Raw genomic sequence first — 18,268 nt, forward strand, 5'->3', positions numbered from 1 at the left:
CCACAACCCTGTGCTAATATCGCGCCCCTGTTCATTTTGTATGTGGGTTGCTCCATGAAGTTGTCCATGCCGCGATTCGATCAAGCCCCTGTCTTGGTGGTCGGCGATGTCATGCTCGACCGTTACTGGCATGGTGGTACCTCACGGATTTCCCCTGAGGCGCCGGTGCCGGTCGTCAAGGTCGAGCAAATCGAAGACCGTCCAGGTGGCGCTGCCAACGTTGCCCTCAATATTGCCGCGCTCGGCGCCCCGGCCTCGCTGGTCGGCGTCACCGGCGACGACGAAGCCGCCGACAGCCTGGCCAACAGCCTGCGCGGTGCCGGCGTGCGGGCGTTGTTCCAGCGCATCGCCCACCAGCCGACCATCGTCAAGCTGCGGGTGATGAGCCGTCACCAGCAATTGCTGCGTATCGATTTTGAAGAACCCTTCGCCACCGACGCCCTGGCCTTGAGTGGTCAGGTCGATCAGTTGCTGGAAGGCATCAAGGTGCTGGTGTTGTCCGACTACGGCAAAGGCGCCTTGAAAAACCACCAGGAACTGATCCAGGCCGCCAAGGCCCGGGGCATTCCGGTATTGGCCGATCCCAAGGGCAAGGACTTTTCGATTTATCGCGGAGCCAGCCTGATTACGCCGAATCTCAGCGAATTCGAAGCCATCGTCGGCGGTTGCGCCGATGAGCACGACCTGGTGACCAAGGGCGCGAGGCTGATGGCCAACCTCGACCTCGGCGCCTTGCTGGTGACCCGCGGCGAGCACGGCATGACCCTGCTGCGCCCCGGCCACCCGGCAATGCACTTGCCGGCACGTGCCCGTGAAGTATTCGACGTCACCGGCGCCGGCGACACCGTGATTTCTACCCTGGCGGCCTCGATTGCCGCCGGTGAAGAACTGCCCCACGCCGTGGCCCTGGCCAACCTGGCGGCGGGCATCGTGGTGGGCAAGTTGGGTACTGCTGCCATCAGCGCGCCTGAATTGCGCCGTGCAATCCAGCGCTCCGAAGGCTCGGAGCGGGGCGTGCTGACCATCGAGCAATTGCTGCTGGCGATTGACGATGCCCGCGCCCACAACGAAAGCATTGTGTTCACCAACGGTTGTTTCGACATCCTGCACGCCGGCCATGTGACCTACCTGGAACAGGCGCGTGCCCAGGGGGATCGACTGATTGTCGCGGTCAATGACGATGCGTCGGTCAGCCGCCTGAAAGGCCCTGGCCGTCCGATCAACAGTGTCGACCGGCGCATGGCGGTGCTGGCGGGGCTGGGCGCGGTGGACTGGGTGATCAGCTTCCCTGAAGCGACCCCGGAAAACCTGTTGGCCCAGGTCAAGCCGGACGTGCTGGTCAAGGGCGGCGACTACTCTGTCGACCAGGTCGTGGGTGCGGACATCGTCAGCGCCTACGGTGGCAAGGTGAAGGTGCTGGGCCTGGTCGAGAACAGCTCGACCACCGCCATTGTCGAGAAGATCCGCAACAATGAGTAAGCAGGTTCTTGTCACCGGCGGCGCGGGGTTTATCGGCTCGCACCTGGTCGATGCGCTGCTCGCCAAAGGCTACGGCGTGCGGGTACTGGATAACCTCTCCACCGGCAAGCGCAGTAACTTGCCGTTGGACAATCCGCGCGTCGAACTGCTGGAAGGTGATGTTGCCGATGCCGAGTGGGTCGCCCGTGCCGCTGTCGGCGCAGCGGCGGTGGTGCATCTGGCAGCGGTGGCCTCGGTGCAGGCCTCGGTGGATGACCCGGTCAGCACGCACCAGAGCAATTTCGTCGGCACCCTGAATGTGTGCGAAGCCATGCGCAAGGCCGGCGTCAAGCGTGTGGTGTATGCCTCCAGCGCCGCGGTATATGGCAACAATGGCGAAGGGGCTTCGATCGACGAAGAGACCACCAAGGCGCCGCTCACGCCCTATGCGTCCGACAAGTTGGCCGGCGAGCACTACTTCGACTTCTACCGTCGCCAGCATGGCCTGGAGCCGGTGATCTTCCGTTTCTTCAATATCTTCGGGCCACGGCAGGACCCGTCATCGCCGTATTCCGGCGTGATCAGTATCTTCAGCGAGCGCGTGCAACAGGGCGTGCCGATTGCCGTGTTTGGCGATGGCGAGCAAACCCGCGACTTCATGTACGTGGGGGACCTGGTGGATTTGCTGGTGCAGGCTATTGAAGCGCCTGAAGCTCCGCTGGGCGCAATCAATGTCGGCTGGAACCGCACCACCACGCTCAAGGATGTGCTGCGGGCCTTGGAAGACATCGTCGGCAAGCTGCCGGCGGTGACTTACGGGCCGGCACGCTCCGGCGATATCCGGCATTCGCGGGCGAACAACCAGCGGTTGCTGGCGAGCTTCACACTGCCGGAGCCCACGCCGTTGAAGGTGGGCCTGGAGCGCTTGCTCAAAGGCTGAACGCCATCGACTGTGGGAGCTGGCTTGCGTCAGGCCTTGGTTTTTTTCTTCGGCACGATCTTGCGCAGCACCCGCTGGGCCAGGCGTTTCAATTTCGACTCTTTCTCAGGCTCCGCCAGACCTTGCTGGCGGAGCCAATCCTTCCAGCGAATCCGCTCCTCACGAACCAGCCAGCCTTCCTGCTGGGCGAAGCTCTCCGCCAGGTACAAGCCTCGCGTGCTCGCCGGGTACAACTGGTCTTTCTTGACGGTGTACAACTCAGCCTGGGGCTGGCCGTCTTTCAATGGCATCAGGTACAGGTCCGGGCGTTGACGGTCGAGGCGGGCGACCAGTTGGTCGCCTTCGAGGCGTTCGTCCACATGGAACAGGCTCAGGGATTTGGCTTCCTTGGGCACTTCCAGGCGCAGGTCGTAGATCAATTGCAGCGATGCCGTGGGCAGGTGCACGTAGGCGCGCGGGCGTTCGATCAACTGGGTGGTGGCGCAGCGCACCGGGCGAGCCGCGCCGGACAGCGGGCTGAGGCGAAAGGGCAGCGCTTCGCGGTAATGCAGGGCGGCGGAGTAGGGCGCCGGCAGCCATGTGTCGTTGAAGCGCCCGCCGAGCCAGCCTTCCGGCGTCTCCAGCAGGCATTCTTCGGCAATTTCCTGGATGGCGGTGTGCAGCGGCAGGTTCAGCTCATGGGCGGGCACGTAGCCGGAGATCAGCTTGAGTACCACGTCGCCACGGTCCTGGCGGCGCTGGCGCACCAGCACCCAGTAATCCTTGTTTTGCCAATGCAGGGTCAGGCGCACCGACACGCCGAGGTTGGCCAGTTCCAGGGCGAAACGCTCGGGGTCTGCCACCTCCACCGGCTTGCGCCGTTGCAGGGTCTGGGCAAAGTTGAGCGGCATGCCGACGCTCTGGTAGCTCAGGCCTTCGGGGGTGGCTTCGACGTGCAGCGGCAGTGTCTTGAAGTTGCTGGGGTTTTTTCTTATGAGCGTTCGCGGCATGTCGGCTCCTTCTTGCGACGGGGTCGGCCGCGTCGGCGGCATCAGAGTTGACGAATGACCTGGGCAGCGGTCGCCACGTTATGGGCCAGGTGCAGCGGATTAATGGTCCCGACAATAGCACTGGCAACGCCTGTTTGCGCAAACAACAACATGAAACTGGCGCGAATTGGATCCATTCCCGGCTCCAGGCAGACGTGGCCGCTGGCCAAGGCCTTTTTCACCAGGATGCCCTTGCCGTGGGCCGCCGCATATTCAATGACGGCTTTCTCGGCCTGTTCGTTCAGATTGTAGGTGACCATCGCGCAATCGCCCTGTTCCAGAGCCTTTACGCCGCCCTCGACGGTCTTGCCGGAAAAGCCGAAACCACGGATCTTGCCTTCCTGTTTCAGCGCCGCCAGGGTCTGGTAGACCTCGCAGTCATTGAGGATATGCAGGTCGTTACCGTCGGAGTGCACCAGCACCAGGTCGATAAAATCGGTTTCAAGTCGTTTCAAGCTGCGCTCGATCGACATCCGGGTGTGGGCCGCGCTGAAGTCGTGGCTGGACGCGCCATTCTCGAATTCTTCGCCGACTTTGCTGACGATCACCCAGTCTTTGCGCTGGCCCCGCAGCAGCGGCCCCAGACGTTCTTCGCTCATGCCATAGGCCGGCGCGGTGTCGATCAGGTTGATGCCCAGTTCACGGGCCTGGCGCAACAGCATGCGGGCCTCGTCGTCGCCGGGGATCTGGAAGCCGCTGGGGTATTTCACCCCTTGGTCGCGGCCCAGCTTGACGGTGCCCAGGCCCAGGGGTGACACCAACAGGCCAGTGCTGCCCAGGGGGCGGTGCAGGTCGTGCAGGGTGGGCAGGCTCATGGCAACAGTTGCTCCCAGGCAGGCACGCCGATGGCGGGTCGTGGCAGGTCCGGCAGCGGCTCGCCGACACTTGGGCGGATGCCGTCACGCTCCAGGCTGTTGATCACCCGATCGGCGAAGTCCGGCGCCAGGGCCAATTTGGTCGGCCAGCCCACCAGCAGACGGCCTTGTTCGGCGATGAAGGCGTTGTCGGGCCGGGTCAGGCCCGATTGCAGGGGTTCCGCGCGGTCGACGCGCAGGGTCGCCCATTGGGTCTGGCTCATGTCGATCCAGGGCAGCAACTGCGCCAGCTCTTTTTGCGCCGTAGCAATCTGTTCCTGCGGGGTGCGCGCCACACCATCGGCTTCGGCAATATCGCCGCCCATGTACCACACCCAGTTGCCATCGGCCGCCGGGTGAGTGGTAACGGTAATGCGCGGTTTGGTGCCGCCGCCCAGGCAGTGGGCATACAGTGGCTTCAGGCCGGGCCCTTTGGCGATGATCATATGCAATGGGCGTTTTTGCATGGCCGGCTGGCTGATGCCCAGCGCGGTCAGCAGATCCGCCGTACCTGCGCCGGCGCTCAACACGATGCGCTGGGCGCGGATCTCGCGACCGTCCACCTTCAAGCCCACCAGTGTGTCGCCTTCCAACAACGGTTCGATGTGCTGGCCGGCGAGCAAACCATCGCCGGCCAGTTGGGCCAGGCGTTCGATCAGGCTCGGTACATCGATGACCAACTCGGCAAGGCGGTAGACCTTGCCCTTGAAGCGGCGGTCTTGCAGCGCTGGGGGTAAATCGTCGCCCTTGACCTGATCAACACGGCCACGCACGGCCTTGCTGGCGAAAAAACTGGTGAGGTTGCCGGCGAGCGTGCCGGGGGACCACAGGTAATGCGCCTCGGACAACAAGCGTACGCCGCGCAGGTCCAGCTCACCGCTACCCGCCAGTGCTTCGCGCCAGCGACGCGGCATGTCGGCAATGGCTTCGGACGCGCCGGTGATCGCGCCGTGCAGGGCGTACTTCGCACCACCGTGAATGATCCCCTGGGACTTCACGCTCTGCCCGCCACCCAAGGTGGCGTTTTCCACCACCACCGTGGAAAACCCCTGGCGGCGCAGGCGCGCATTCAGCCAGAGGCCGGCAACCCCGGCGCCGACAATCAGAACGTCGGTGGAAATAACGGATGGCATGGGCGACCTCAGTGTTCAAGACAAGAGGCGCAGTATACAGGCTGTTGAGGAGTGGTCAGTGTCCGGCGGTTTTCGAGAACAGCTGGATCACCACCACGCCCAGCACAATCAGGCCCATCCCCAGCATCGCCGGGATATCCAGCTTCTGCCCGTAGATGAACAACGCCGCGATGCTGACCATCACAATCCCCATTCCAGCCCACACCGCGTAGGCCACGCCCACCGGCACGGTGCGCACCACCAGCGTCAGCATCCAGAACGCCACGCCGTAGCCGACGATCACCAGCAGCAGTGGGATAGGCGTGCTCCAGCCCTTGATGGCTTTCATGGAAACGGTGGCGATCACTTCCGAGCAGATGGCGATAGCCAGATAGCAGTAGGCGGCGTTCATGGGGGCAGTCCTCGGATAAAGCGGTCAGTTAAGGCCGGCATTTTAGAGTTATGTCAGATGGGGTAAAGTCATTACCTATCCGAATCAGAGATGGGTTGAGGCATGAGCGTACAGTGGGATCTGGAACGGATGCGTTTGTTTGTCAGCGTCGCCGAGCAGCGTTCGTTTTCGGCGGTGGCGCGCCAGCAGCGCAAGGCTCAATCGGCGGTCAGCAATGGGATTGCCATGCTGGAGGCGGACCTGGGCGTCAGCCTGTTCGAGCGTAGCAGCGGCCGCCAGCCGCGGCTGACCGAAGCCGGCAGTGTGTTGCTGGAAGAAGCGCGCGAAGTGCTGCGCCAGTGCGAGCGACTCAATGGCCGGGCACTGTCATTGACCCGTGGTGAAGAGGCCTGCCTGCGCCTGGCCCAGGATGAAGCCATGCTGTTCCAGCCAGTGCTCGATAGTCTTGAGGCACTGGCCGGGCAGTACCCGTTGTTGGAGGTACAGTTGTCCAGTGCGGCCCAGGGTGATGTGGCGCGCAAGCTGGTGGAGCGCAAGGCTGACCTGGGCCTGCTGTTCTATCACGACCAGATCCCTGAAGCCCTGGAGCGGCGCGTGGTCGGCAGCGTGGAGATGGTCACGGTGTGCGGTGTGAATCACCCGCTGGCCAAGCAAACCTATGTAACGTGCCAGCACCTGGCGCAGTTCCGCCAGTTGCTGATGTCGACCCAGACCAGTGTCTACCCCGGCAGCGAAGCCGCCAGCCCGCTGGTGTGGCGCGCCGACAGTTTCTACGTGCTGGCCGAATGGCTGATGAGTGGCCTGGGCTGGGCCTGGTTGCCGCGGCATATCGTGCAATACCCGACCTACCAGCAACAGATGGTCGAACTGGACAGCGAATGGACGCCGCCGGCCCTGGTGGTCGAGCTGGTCTGGCGGCGCGACGAACATCTGGGGCCGGCAGCGCGCTTCCTGGCCAAACGATTTGCCGAGTGCTTGCAGGCGATCGACTGAAAAAGCCGATAAACTCCGCCGCCATGAATAGAACTCTCTACAGCTGTCTGTTTTACCTGGCGCTGCCCTTGGTGGCTTTACGTCTGTGGCTGCGCGCGCGCAAGGCGCCGGCCTATGCCAAGCGCGTCGGCGAGCGCTTCTCCTATGGCTTGCCGGTGATGCGGCCGGGTGGGATCTGGGTGCACGCCGTGTCGGTGGGCGAAAGCATTGCCGCTGCGCCTATGGTGCGCGGGTTGCTGGAGCGTTATCCGACGCTGCCGATCACCGTCACCTGCATGACGCCGACCGGTTCCGAGCGTATCCAGGCGTTGTTCGCCAATGAACCGCGAATCCAGCACTGCTACTTGCCGTATGACTTGCCGTGCGCGGCCAAGCGTTTTCTTGATCGTGTACAGCCCAAGCTCGCGGTGATCATGGAAACCGAGCTGTGGCCCAATCATATCCACGCCTGCGCCCGGCGCGGGATTCCGGTGGCATTGGCCAATGCGCGGTTGTCGGCGCGTTCGGCCAAGGGCTATGGGCGCTTTGCCAGGCTGACGGCGCCGATGTTGGCCGAAATGAGCCTGTTCGCTGTGCAGACGCAAGCCGAAGCGCAGCGCTTCCTGGATTTGGGGGCTCGGCCGGAAACCGTCGAAGTCACCGGCTCGATCAAGTTCGACCTGACCATCGACCCCCAGTTGCCGGTGCGCGCCGCCGCGTTGCGCGCGCAATGGGGTGCCAGCGAGCGTCCGGTGTGGATCGCAGCGAGTACCCATGAAGGTGAAGATGAGGTGGTGCTGGCCGCCCATCGCCGACTGCTCGACAGCTACCCCAACGCCCTGCTGATTCTGGTGCCGCGCCATCAGGAGCGCTTCGGCCCGATGTTCGCACTGTGCGAGCAGCAGGGTTTTGCCACGGTGCGTCGCTCCAGTGGCGAACCCGTCACCGCGAACACGTCGGTACTGCTCGGCGACACCATGGGCGAGTTGCTGTTTCTCTACGCCTTGGCCGATAGCGCGTTCGTAGGCGGCAGCCTGGTGGCGACCGGTGGGCACAACCCACTGGAGCCGGCGGCGCTGGCCTTGCCGGTGATCATGGGGCCACATGTGTTCAACTTCCTCGAAATCACCACGATGATGCGTGAAGCCGGGGCGTTGCGCGCGGTGGACGACGCAGAAGGGTTGGCCGAAGCCGTGCGCCAGTTGTTCGAACTGCCGCAGGATGCGCGCAAGATGGCGCAGGCGGGGCTCAGGGTGATGCAGGCCAACCAGGGCGCGTTGAAGCGTTTAATGGATGGCCTGGGTCGACTGCTGGCTGACTGAATCAGCACCTGACTCAATGTGGGAGGGGGGTTGCAGTGGATTCAGTTGCCGGGGCGGGCCTTGAGCTGCTCGGCGGCAGCCTTGGCCAGGTCCGGCGGCAGGAAGTCGCGGTCCGGGTTGTAGTCAGCCTTGAGGTAGCGCGCCAGGTCCTGCAGGTCTCCCGGGTTCAAGGTGCCGGCCGCCTGCTTCAGGCGCAGGTTGTCGAGGATGTAGTCGTAGCGACTGTTGTTGTAGTTGCGCACCGACGCGTAGAGCTGGCGCTGTGAGTCGAGCACGTCGACGATATTGCGCGTACCCACCTGATAGCCGATTTCCGTGGCTTCCACCGCGCTCTGGTTGGAGATGATCGACTGGCGGCGCGCCTGTACCTGCTCCACGTCGGTGTTCACCGCGCGGTGCAGGTTGCGGGTGTTTTCCACCACCTGGCGGCGCAGGCCTTCGCGCTGCTGCTCGGTCTGGCCCAGGCGCGAGTAGGACTCACGCACCTGCGAGCTGGTCAGCCCGCCGCTGTAGATCGGGATGCTCAGGCGCAGGCCAATGGTGCGCTGTTCCACATCACCCCGGTACGGCGTGCCGAAAGCGTTCGGGTTGCTGAAACCGAGGGCGTCATTGTCGCCTTTCTCATATTGCGCCACGGCGTCCAGGGTTGGCGCGTGACCGGCCTTGCGCTGCTTGAGGGTTTCTTCGGCGGCAGTGACCGCGTAGTTGCTGGCCAGCAGGTTCAGGTTCTGGCGGCCGGCGGTTTCGACCCAGGCCTTGGCGTCGTTCGGCAGCGGCGGCAGCACCGGCAGCGTGTGGACGATGCCCTGGATCGAGTTGTACTGGCGGTTGGTCAGGGTGATCAGCGCTTCGAACGCATCCTCGACCTGGCGCTGGGCCAGGATGCGGTTGGCGCGGGCGGTGTCGTAGCTGGCCTGGGATTGCAGCACGTCGGTCTTGTCCGACAGGCCCACGTCAAAGCGCTCGTTGGACTGGTCCAGCTGGCGTTTGAACGCGTTTTCTTCGGCCTTGGTCGAGGCCAGGTTGTCCTGGGCGCGCAGCACGGCAAAATAGCTTTCGGCGCTTTGCAGGATCAGGTTCTGTTCGGTGGCCGACAGTTGCAATGCCGCCTGCTCATTGGTGGCCTCGGCGGCTTGCAGCTGGAACCAGCGGTCGGCACGGAACAGCGGCTGGCTCAGGGTGGCGCGCCAGGAGTGCGCATCGCGGTTGGCGGTGGCGGCCGGGGTGTCGATCTGGGTGCGCACGTTGTTGATATCGGCACCGCCGGTCAGGTTCGGCAGCAGGCCGGCGCGGGCCTGGGGCACCACTTCCTTTTGCGCGCCGTACTGGGCACGGGCGGCGGCCAGGTCGGCGTTGTTGTCCACCGCTTCCTGGTAGACGCTGACCAGGTCGGTTTTGGCGGACAAGGGCGCTTCAGCTGCCCAGACCATTCCGTTGGTCGCACAAGACACGGCAAAAGCCAGTGAAAGTTTGCGCAGCATGAGGCGATCCCTAGTTTGAATATTACGGTGATAATTTAGCGCCCAAGGCTAAGGCCGGCCATTCCTGGCGTCAAGCATTGTGGCGGCAACCGAGTGTAGTGGTGCTGACTCGGCGCAACAATCCCGCAATCACGCCATTCATCACGCTGAATGCACCGCCATTGGCAATTTGCCCACGGCATGGTCTAGACTGGCCGCGTTCTTGTCGGGGTGCCTTGTTGGAAGGCTGAGATCGGTAAATACCGGATCCCGTTGAACCTGATCAGGTTAGCGCCTGCGTAGGGAACAAGATTTCTCGTCACCCGGCGAGTCCTCTTGTGCTTCGTCCGGGATGTTGTTCGACAATCGAACAGCCTCGTGCGCCAAGCACAGCACTGGTTCCAGTGCGTCCGTCCGTCACAGGTTCGCTCCGACAATAATCCACCGCCTGGATATTGGAGCCCGTGATGACTACAAAATTAAAAAATACCGTGCATTTGAGTGAGTCGGCCAAAGTCGACTCCGGCTCCGTGCAGCCCTTTACCCGCTCGCAGAAGATCTACGTAGAAGGCACTCGCCCGGACATCCGTGTACCGATGCGACAAATCAGCCTGGACGTCACCCCCACCGATTTCGGCGGTGAGATCAACGCGCCGGTTACCGTGTATGACACCTCCGGCCCCTACACCGACCCCAACGTGATCATCGATGTGCGCAAAGGCCTGGGCGATGTGCGCTCGCCGTGGATCGAAGCGCGTGGCGACACCGAGCGCCTGCCGGGCCTCAGCTCGCACTTCGGCCAACAGCGCCTCAGCGACGCCGAGTTGACCGCGTTGCGCTTCGCCCATGTGAAGAACCCGCGTCGTGCCAAGGCCGGCGCCAACGTCACCCAGATGCACTACGCGCGCAAAGGCATCATCACCGCCGAGATGGAATACGTCGCCATCCGCGAAAACATGAAGCTCGAAGAAGCCCGCGCCAGTGGCCTGCTCGACCAGCAGCACGCCGGCCACAGCTTTGGCGCCAGCGTGCCGAAGATCATCACCCCCGAATTCGTGCGCGAAGAAATCGCCCGCGGCCGCGCGATCATCCCGGCCAACATCAACCACACCGAACTGGAACCGATGATCATTGGCCGTAACTTCCTGGTGAAGATCAACGGCAACATCGGCAACAGCGCCCTGGGTTCGTCCATCGAAGAAGAAGTGGCCAAACTGACCTGGGGCATTCGCTGGGGCTCGGACACGGTGATGGACCTGTCCACCGGCAAACATATTCATGAAACCCGCGAATGGATCATCCGCAATTCGCCGGTGCCGATCGGCACCGTGCCGATCTACCAGGCCCTTGAAAAAGTCGGCGGCGCCGCCGAGGACCTGACCTGGGAGCTGTTCCGCGACACCCTGATCGAACAGGCCGAGCAGGGCGTCGACTACTTCACCATCCACGCCGGCGTGTTGCTGCGCTACGTGCCGCTGACCGCCAAGCGCGTCACCGGCATCGTGTCCCGTGGCGGCTCGATCATGGCCAAGTGGTGCCTGGCGCACCACAAAGAGAACTTCACCTACACGCATTTCGACGAAATCTGCGAAATCATGAAGGCCTACGACGTCAGCTTCTCCCTCGGCGATGGCCTGCGCCCGGGTTCGATTGCCGACGCCAACGACGCCGCGCAATTCGGTGAGCTGGAAACCTTGGGCGAACTGACCAAGACCGCCTGGAAGCACGACGTGCAAACCATGATCGAAGGCCCTGGTCACGTGCCGATGCAGCTGATCAAGGAGAACATGGACAAGCAGCTCGAGTGCTGCGACGAAGCGCCGTTCTACACCCTCGGCCCGCTGACCACCGACATCGCGCCAGGCTACGACCACATCACCTCCGGCATCGGCGCGGCGATGATCGGCTGGTTCGGTTGCGCCATGCTCTGCTACGTCACGCCCAAGGAACACCTGGGCCTGCCGAACAAGGATGACGTGAAGACCGGGATCATCACCTACAAGATCGCCGCCCACGCGGCGGACCTCGCCAAAGGTCATCCGGGCGCGCAGATCCGCGATAACGCCTTGAGCAAGGCGCGCTTCGAGTTCCGCTGGGAAGACCAGTTCAACCTTGGCCTTGACCCCGACACCGCGCGTTCCTATCACGACGAAACCCTGCCGAAGGACTCGGCCAAGGTCGCGCACTTCTGCTCGATGTGCGGGCCGAAGTTCTGCTCGATGAAGATCACCCAGGAAGTGCGTGAGTACGCGGCCAACCAGCGCATTGAAGCGGTGGACGTGGACGTGGCCAAGGGCCTGGCGGAGCAGGCGGAGCGGTTCAAGCAGGAAGGCAGCCAGCTCTACAAGAAGGTCTGATTCAAGACGTCTGTACCGGCCTTATCGGGGGCAAGCCCCCTCCCACATGACTCAAACTGTGGGAGGGGGCTTGAACTGGTCAAGTAATCTTGGACACCGATTAAGGTTCATGCCGCCAACCTTTCCTTCGCGACCGGCGACCGGTAGTCGTTGTAGCTGTGAGGCCTGCTGATGTTGTAGCGCGAGACATAGCGCTGCACATCTGCCCGGGCCTCATGCTCCAGTTTGTAGCCCGTTTCAGGAACCCACTCGGATTTCAAACTACCAAAGAAACGCTCCATCGGGGCGTTGTCCCAGCACTCGCCTTTACGGCTCATACTTTGCCTAAACCCATGCTTCACAAGCGCGTTTCGGAATTTATGGCTGGTGTACTGGCAACCTTGGTCAGAGTGAAACAACACATCCTCGGGATGGCCGCGTAGCTCAACTGCCATGCGTAGTGCCTCGCAGGTCAGGTTGGCATCCGAAATCATCGAGAACGACCAGCCTACGATCCTGCGAGCGTACAGATCCAGAACGGCGGCGAAGTACATCCAACGCTTGCCGACCTTGATGTACGTTACGTCGCCACACCACACCTGATTAACCGCCGTCACATCAAATTTCCGCTTGAGCACATGCGGCGCCACCAAGGCCTCCACGCCCGGCGACTTGTACTTATGGCGCCTGCGCTGACGACTAGCGATGCCAGCCTCGCGCATCAAATTGCGAGCCATGTAACGTCCGACACGATGTCCTTTGGCTTGCAGCTCCTTGGACAAGGTACGTGCGCCCGCCGACTCTCTCGACGCCTTGTGGTGCCTGACCAGCGCGGCTTTGAGCTTTTCCCGCTCAGGATTTGCTCTGCCCTGGCGCTGGCGCCAGGCATAGAAGCTGCTGCGGTTAACCCCGAACGCCCGGCAACACCTTTTAACGCCGTACTGCTCGTCCAGCTCATCGATCAGCGTGAATGATCTTTGGCGTCCAAAAGCAGGAGAGCACTGGCCTTTTTTAAGATTTCAATGTCCAGGTCTTTCTCCCTGAGCAGGGCTTTGAGTCTCTGGATCTCTCGTTGATCAGCGGTAATTGCCTTGGCTCCCACCGGAGTCGAGCCCAAGCGTTCTTTTTGCACTTGATCGACCCAACGGCGCAGAGCAGTAGGACCAATATCCAGGCTGGCACAGACCTCGGTAACCGGCTGACCTTCATCCAGCACCATGCTGGCAGCCTTGAGCTTGAACTCACTCGAATAAGATTTACGCATATCCAAACACCTCAGATTTGGGCGCTATCATAGCGCCCGATTGAAGTGTCCAAAATCATTAGGCCAGTTCAGCTTGCCCCCGATAGCGATCCAGCAAACAACAAATGCCCCTCAGAGATAACACCCTTGAGCATTCAACCGAGTACTTACTCCCCCGATATCTCAGTGCCGAGCGACAAAAGAGTCTCCGGCGCCCGCGACCTGTTCTCCCTGTGGTTCTCCCTCGGCATCGGCCTGATGGTCCTGCAGACCGGCGCCTTGCTGGCGCCGGGCCTGGGCTTGTCCGGTTCGTTGCTGGCGATTTTCCTCGGCACCCTGGTCGGCGTCCTGCTGCTGGCCGCCGTTGGCGTCATCGGCAGCGATACCGGCCTGTCCGCCATGGCCGCGCTCAAGCTCAGCCTGGGTGCCAAGGGCGCCAGCCTGCCGGCGTTGCTCAACCTGCTGCAACTGATCGGCTGGGGCTCGTTCGAAATCATCGTGATGCGTGACGCCGCGAGCCTGTTGGGCGCGCGGGCATTCAGCGACGGCAGCCTGTTGGCCAGCCCATTGCTGTGGACGCTGTTCTTCGGCGGTCTGGCGACCTTGCTGGCGGTCAGCGGTCCACTGACGTTTGTGCGTCAGATCCTGCGCAAATGGGGCATCTGGCTGCTGCTCGCCGCCTGCCTGTGGCTGACCTGGAACCTGTTCGCCAAAGCCGACCTCACCGCACTCTGGGCCAACGCCGGTGACAGTTCGATGCCGTTCGCGGTGGGCGTTGATATCGCGATTGCCATGCCGCTGTCATGGCTGCCGCTGATCGCCGATTACTCGCGCTTCGGCAAGCGCGCCAAAAGCGTGTTCGGCGGCACGGCGCTGGGGTTCTTTATCGGTAATTTCTGGCTGATGAGCCTGGGCGTGGCCTACACCCTGGCGTTTGCGCCGAGCGGCGAGGTGAATGCGCTGTTGCTGGCGCTGGCCGGGGCCGGCCTGGGGATTCCGCTGCTGCTGATCCTGCTGGATGAGTCGGAAAATGCCTTTGCCGATATTCACTCGGCGGCGGTTTCCAGCGGCATGCTGTTGCGTTTTAAGGTGGAGCACCTGGCGTTGGCCATCGGCATGATCTGCACGCTTATCGCCTGCTTTGCACCGTTGGCGCAATACCAGAACTTCCTGTTGCTGATCGGCTCGGTGTTCGCGCCGCTGTTCGGCGTGGTGCTGGTGGATCACTTTATCCTGCGTCGTCGTGGCCAGGGCGCTGTCGCCAACCTGCGTTGGCCGGCGCTGCTGGCTTGGCTGGGCGGCGTCGCGACGTATCACCTGTTGGCCAATCTGTATCCGGACATCGGCGCGACCCTGCCGGCGCTGGTGCTGGCAGGGCTGTTGCAGTTAATTCTGTCTAAAGCCTTCAGCGGCGTGCAGGCACCAGCTCAGGCTGGATGATGCCGTCCAGGCGTGAGTAGGGAATCTGCAATTCGACGTGGCCCAGGGCGTACGGCGCGATGGTGTTGGTAGGGTACTTGAGGATCACGCCCCCATAGGTCAGTGCCACGTTCGGGGTTTTCTGGAAGGGGTAGGTCTTCACATACTCCGGCTCCAGGCTCAGGCGGGTGCTGATCAGCCAGCTGTTGTGGGCCACCTGGGCGGCTTTCCAGAACGCATCTTCCTTGCCGGGCAGCAGCATGTCGGTGAGTGTCAGGGCCTTTTGCCGCTGGCGCGAATAGTTGATGAACGCGCGGCCGGGCTCGCCGTGGGTGGCGCCCTGGTCCAGGTAGCTGGACAATTCGATGATCACCAAGCCGTCATGCTGTTCACGTACCTTGGCCTGCAAGTACATGCTGTTGCGTGGAGCGGCGGTTTTCAGGAATTGCTCGCGATAGGTCTCCAGGCTCGTCGGCAGGGGATCGCTTTGGGTCATTTCCAGCAGGCGCTGTTCAATCAATGCGTCCAGCTTGGGTTCCTTGGCAAAGTGCACGGTGTCGATATTCACCAGCGGGCAATCGGCGCTGGCGCAGCCCGGCTTGCTTTGCTCGGTGGCGTCGCGGGTGGCTTCCACCGGGGCTTTGTAACTCGGCTGGAACAGGCTCTGGCACGCGCCGAGGGTCATTGCGATGCAGGCCACGGAGGCGATTTTTAAAAGCGACATGTAAGTCCTTCGTCTATCGATAAGAGCGAAATTTGTGGAGCTTCGACTGCCAGCACGGCAGTCAGTTCGCCACTAAGCTGATTAGAGTGTGTTTGACGCCCGCCGTCTATCCCGGCAACTGGAAAGGGGCTGCATCCAGAGGCATGAGCGCGTTAGGATGGCGCCAATTGCGCAGGCTCAACGAGGAAGGGATATGACGGATTTTGCAAAATCGACGCCGAGCACAATCGAGATTGTTCAGCGCGACAATGCCTACCAGGGCTTCTACAAGCTTGATCGCGTGCAACTGCGCCACGAGAAGTTCGATGGCGGCATGAGCCGGGTGATCAACCGCGAAGTCTTTGTTCGTCATGATGCCGTGTGCGTGCTGCCCTACGACCCGCAGCGTGATGAAGTGGTGCTGATCGAGCAGTTCCGCGTCGGCGCCATGGGGCGTACCGACAACCCGTGGCTGGTAGAGATGGTCGCCGGCCTGATCGACAAGGATGAAGAGCCGGAGGAGGTTGCACACCGCGAAGCCGAGGAGGAAGCTGGGCTGACATTCTCCGCGCTGTGGCCGATCACCAAATATTTCCCGTCGCCCGGTGGCAGTACCGAATTTGTCCACTTGTACCTGGGCCGTTGCGACAGCTCGGGTGCGGGGGGCGTCCATGGATTGGAAGAAGAAGCTGAAGATATCCGCGTCACCGTGTGGGCCTTCGAAGATGCCCTGCAAGCGGTGCGCGACGGCAAAATTTCCAACGCAGCCAGCATTATCGCCCTGCAGTGGCTTGCGCTTAATCGCGCGGAAGTGAGGGGGTTATGGCAGTAAAGGCACGGGAACGTTATCGAGTCGACCTGATCGGGCTGCAAGCCGCCTGCGAGGCCAACTATGCGCGGCTGATGCGCCTGCTCCCCGACATGCGCCACGCCCCCGAGGCGCGGCGTATCGGCGTGACCCATGGCGACCAGATGCTCGGCGTGCTGGCCTTGGAAGTGATCGTCAACTGCCCGTACACCACCACCCTGCGCGTGCGCCAGGAACACAGCCTGCCTTGGCTGCCGGTGCCGCAGCTGGAAGTGCAGGTGTACCACGACGCACGCATGGCCGAAGTGATCAGCGCCGAACATGCGCGGCGCTTTCGCAGCATCTATCCTTACCCCAACGTGTTCATGCACCAGCCCGACGAGAAAGCACAACTGAATGTGTTCCTCGGTGAATGGTTGAGTCACTGCCTGGCCCTGGGCCATGAGTTCGAAGCCGTTCGGTAGATGTGAACTGCGTCCGCTTCCTGGGTTTCCTCTTTGTGTCCTGCCCCAGCATAATCACGCCAAACGTCCATTCCTGTGATTGCCTTGGGAGAGCGCCTTGCCGAGCGTATCCACCGTGAGCCCCGATGCACCGGCCTTGCTGGTGCAACTGTCCGACAGCCACCTGTTTGCCGAGGCCGATGGCACGCTGTTGGGCATGAACACCCGTGACAGCCTGCAAAGGGTGATCGAGCTGGTGCGTGCGCAGCAGCCCCGGATCGACCTGCTATTGGCTACGGGGGATATTTCCCAGGACGGCACGCTGGAGTCTTATCAGCAGTTTCGCGATATGACTGCGCTCATTGGCGCCCCGACGCGCTGGATTCCTGGCAATCACGACGAGCCGCAGATCATGGCCCACGCCGCCGTGCACAGCGACTTGCTGGAACCGGTGGTCGATATCGGCCATTGGCGTGTCACCCTGCTGGACTCCGCCGTACCCGGCTCTGTGCCCGGTTACTTGCAGGACAGCCAATTGCAACTGCTCGCCCAGGCCCTGAGCGAAGCGCCGAACCGTCACCATCTGGTGTGCTTCCACCATCATCCGGTGTCCATTGGTTGCGCCTGGATGGAACCCATTGGCCTGCGCAACCCGGAGGCCCTGTTTGCGGTGCTCGACCGTTTCCCGCAGGTGAGGGCGGTACTGTGGGGGCATGTGCACCAGGAAATCGACCACGAGCGCAACGGCGTGCGCCTGCTGGCGTCGCCGTCCACCTGCATCCAGTTCGCGCCGGGTAGCGAGGATTTCAAGGTCAGTGAACAGGCACCGGGCTACCGCTGGCTGCGCCTGCATGCCGACGGACGGTTGGAGACCGGGGTGGAGCGTGTCCAGGGCTTCGAATTTACCGTGGACTACGGCAGCAACGGCTATTGACTGTGGGAGGGCGCTTGCCCCCGATGGCGGTGGATCAGTCACATCTAACAGTGCCTGACACTCCGCTATCGGGGGCAAGCGCCCTCCCACATTGTATCTTCGGTGTATTGAGGGCTGAGGTCATCACACACGGCTTCGATCCCTGTAAACTGCGCCTCTTTGGCTGAGTCATGGAGAGCCCGGCATGTCCGCTTCGATCCTGTATATCCACGGTTTCAACAGCGCGCCGGCGTCCAACAAGGCCAGCCAGCTGATCACCGTGATGGACAACCTTGGCCTGGCCGGGCAACTGCGTGTACCGGCCCTGCATCACCATCCCCGTCAGGCGATTCCTCAACTGGAAGCCGCGATTGCCGAACTGGGTCGGCCACTGCTGGTCGGCAGCTCACTCGGCGGCTACTATGCAACCCATCTTGCCGAACGCCATGGCCTCAAGGCATTGCTGGTGAACCCGGCGGTCAGCCCCCATCGGATGTTCGACGGTTACCTGGGCACCCAGAAGAACCTCTACACCGATGAAACCTGGGAGCTGACCCACGACCACGTGACGGCCCTGGCCGAACTGGAAGTGCCGGCGCCCCAGGACGCCGCGCGGTATCAGGTGTGGTTGCAGACCGGGGATGAAACCCTGGATTATCGCCTCGCCCAGCAGTATTACCGGGCCTGTGCCTTGCGCATCCAGGCCGGCGGCGACCATGGTTACCAGGGTTTCGCCCGGCAATTACCGGCGATCTTGAGCTTTGCCGGTATTGGCGCAGATCAGTATCAATCCTTCGACTTTGCTGCACTGTAAAGTCGCAGGTCATTTTTTAATCGAACGACTC

General features: G+C 62.3%; 18 protein-coding genes and 1 riboswitch. Of the genes, 10 read left to right on the forward strand and 8 right to left on the reverse strand.

Translation table 11 applies throughout. The annotated features are described in order from the left end of the window. The first annotated feature begins 54 nt into the window (after positions 1–54). Together hldE and K5K89_RS03345 are read left to right on the forward strand one after the other, a co-directional pair. Positions 55–1,479, forward strand: a complete 1,425-nt coding sequence (gene hldE / locus K5K89_RS03340; RefSeq protein WP_222540859.1) for a bifunctional D-glycero-beta-D-manno-heptose-7-phosphate kinase/D-glycero-beta-D-manno-heptose 1-phosphate adenylyltransferase HldE — start codon at positions 55–57, stop codon at positions 1,477–1,479. After that, positions 1,472–2,398 carry an NAD-dependent epimerase/dehydratase family protein gene (locus tag K5K89_RS03345; RefSeq protein ID WP_071492299.1) on the forward strand — a complete coding sequence of 309 codons (927 nt, stop codon included), beginning with the start codon at positions 1,472–1,474 and terminating at the stop codon, positions 2,396–2,398. Before hldE ends, K5K89_RS03345 begins: the two co-directional genes overlap by 8 nt. 29 nt (positions 2,399–2,427) lie before the next feature. Here the strand turns inward: K5K89_RS03345 and K5K89_RS03350 are convergent, their stop codons facing one another. Genes K5K89_RS03350 through K5K89_RS03365 form a run of 4 tightly spaced genes read right to left on the reverse strand, consistent with a single transcriptional unit; the run spans position 2,428 to position 5,804 of the window. Next, positions 2,428–3,387 (reverse strand): metal ABC transporter ATPase, encoded by a 960-nt coding sequence (locus K5K89_RS03350; protein ID WP_071492298.1) that lies wholly within the window; start codon positions 3,385–3,387, stop codon positions 2,428–2,430. A 41-nt stretch (positions 3,388–3,428) separates the two neighbouring features. After that, positions 3,429–4,241, reverse strand: coding sequence for an aldo/keto reductase (locus K5K89_RS03355; protein ID WP_071492297.1), 813 nt, complete (start codon positions 4,239–4,241; stop codon positions 3,429–3,431). Continuing rightward, positions 4,238–5,413, reverse strand: a complete 1,176-nt coding sequence (locus K5K89_RS03360; RefSeq protein ID WP_222540860.1) for an NAD(P)/FAD-dependent oxidoreductase — start codon at positions 5,411–5,413, stop codon at positions 4,238–4,240. Before K5K89_RS03360 ends, K5K89_RS03355 begins: the two co-directional genes overlap by 4 nt. 55 nt (positions 5,414–5,468) lie before the next feature. Beyond that, positions 5,469–5,804, reverse strand: a complete 336-nt coding sequence (locus K5K89_RS03365; RefSeq protein WP_012721885.1) for a DMT family transporter — start codon at positions 5,802–5,804, stop codon at positions 5,469–5,471. Between the two features lie 102 nt (positions 5,805–5,906). On the opposite strand from K5K89_RS03365, the gene K5K89_RS03370 reads away from it, so the two are divergent. Continuing rightward, complete coding sequence (locus tag K5K89_RS03370; protein WP_071492295.1) at positions 5,907–6,797, forward strand: LysR family transcriptional regulator; 891 nt, start codon at positions 5,907–5,909, stop codon at positions 6,795–6,797. 23 nt (positions 6,798–6,820) lie between these two features. Next, the gene (gene waaA / locus K5K89_RS03375) at positions 6,821–8,098 is read left to right on the forward strand and encodes a lipid IV(A) 3-deoxy-D-manno-octulosonic acid transferase (RefSeq protein WP_222540861.1); all 1,278 of its coding nucleotides are present in this window, start codon (positions 6,821–6,823) and stop codon (positions 8,096–8,098) included. Between the two features lie 41 nt (positions 8,099–8,139). Here waaA and K5K89_RS03380 read toward each other — a convergent pair whose 3' ends face one another. Next, positions 8,140–9,579, reverse strand: coding sequence for a TolC family outer membrane protein (locus K5K89_RS03380; RefSeq protein WP_071492293.1), 1,440 nt, complete (start codon positions 9,577–9,579; stop codon positions 8,140–8,142). Positions 9,580–9,775: 196 nt separating this feature from the next. Further along, a riboswitch (TPP riboswitch) is annotated at positions 9,776–9,881 on the forward strand. 144 nt (positions 9,882–10,025) lie between these two features. Between K5K89_RS03380 and thiC the strand changes: the two genes are divergently transcribed. After that, positions 10,026–11,915 carry a phosphomethylpyrimidine synthase ThiC gene (thiC, locus tag K5K89_RS03385; RefSeq protein ID WP_071492292.1) on the forward strand — a complete coding sequence of 630 codons (1,890 nt, stop codon included), beginning with the start codon at positions 10,026–10,028 and terminating at the stop codon, positions 11,913–11,915. Positions 11,916–12,022: 107 nt separating this feature from the next. Here the strand turns inward: thiC and K5K89_RS03390 are convergent, their stop codons facing one another. Both K5K89_RS03390 and K5K89_RS28860 read right to left on the reverse strand, forming a co-directional pair. Further along, positions 12,023–12,859 carry an IS3 family transposase gene (locus K5K89_RS03390; protein WP_071489093.1) on the reverse strand — a complete coding sequence of 279 codons (837 nt, stop codon included), beginning with the start codon at positions 12,857–12,859 and terminating at the stop codon, positions 12,023–12,025. After that, on the reverse strand, positions 12,856–13,158 hold the full coding sequence (locus K5K89_RS28860; RefSeq protein WP_014717988.1) for a transposase: 303 nt from the start codon (positions 13,156–13,158) through the stop codon (positions 12,856–12,858). The genes K5K89_RS03390 and K5K89_RS28860 overlap by 4 nt, the downstream gene beginning before the upstream one ends. 126 nt (positions 13,159–13,284) lie before the next feature. On the opposite strand from K5K89_RS28860, the gene cytX reads away from it, so the two are divergent. Continuing rightward, complete coding sequence (cytX, locus tag K5K89_RS03395; protein ID WP_222540862.1) at positions 13,285–14,577, forward strand: putative hydroxymethylpyrimidine transporter CytX; 1,293 nt, start codon at positions 13,285–13,287, stop codon at positions 14,575–14,577. Here the strand turns inward: cytX and K5K89_RS03400 are convergent. Further along, on the reverse strand, positions 14,543–15,280 hold the full coding sequence (locus K5K89_RS03400) for an RsiV family protein (RefSeq protein WP_071491696.1): 738 nt from the start codon (positions 15,278–15,280) through the stop codon (positions 14,543–14,545). The two genes, cytX and K5K89_RS03400, sit on opposite strands and share 35 nt — an antisense overlap. Before the next feature lie 193 nt (positions 15,281–15,473). On the opposite strand from K5K89_RS03400, the gene K5K89_RS03405 reads away from it, so the two are divergent. The 4 genes from K5K89_RS03405 to K5K89_RS03420 all read left to right on the forward strand — a co-directional run bounded on the left by K5K89_RS03405 (position 15,474) and on the right by K5K89_RS03420 (position 18,237). Continuing rightward, positions 15,474–16,091, forward strand: a complete 618-nt coding sequence (locus K5K89_RS03405; RefSeq protein ID WP_058423483.1) for an NUDIX domain-containing protein — start codon at positions 15,474–15,476, stop codon at positions 16,089–16,091. Then, positions 16,082–16,531 carry a DUF1249 domain-containing protein gene (locus K5K89_RS03410; RefSeq protein ID WP_012721893.1) on the forward strand — a complete coding sequence of 150 codons (450 nt, stop codon included), beginning with the start codon at positions 16,082–16,084 and terminating at the stop codon, positions 16,529–16,531. Before K5K89_RS03405 ends, K5K89_RS03410 begins: the two co-directional genes overlap by 10 nt. A gap of 97 nt (positions 16,532–16,628) precedes the next feature. Then, positions 16,629–17,444, forward strand: a complete 816-nt coding sequence (gene cpdA / locus K5K89_RS03415) for a 3',5'-cyclic-AMP phosphodiesterase (RefSeq protein ID WP_222540863.1) — start codon at positions 16,629–16,631, stop codon at positions 17,442–17,444. Between the two features lie 184 nt (positions 17,445–17,628). Next, on the forward strand, positions 17,629–18,237 hold the full coding sequence (locus K5K89_RS03420) for a YqiA/YcfP family alpha/beta fold hydrolase (protein WP_071491694.1): 609 nt from the start codon (positions 17,629–17,631) through the stop codon (positions 18,235–18,237). Positions 18,238–18,268: the final 31 nt, after the last annotated feature.

This window comes from Pseudomonas sp. DR208 (assembly GCF_019823005.1).
GTDB lineage: Bacteria > Pseudomonadota > Gammaproteobacteria > Pseudomonadales > Pseudomonadaceae > Aquipseudomonas > Aquipseudomonas extremorientalis.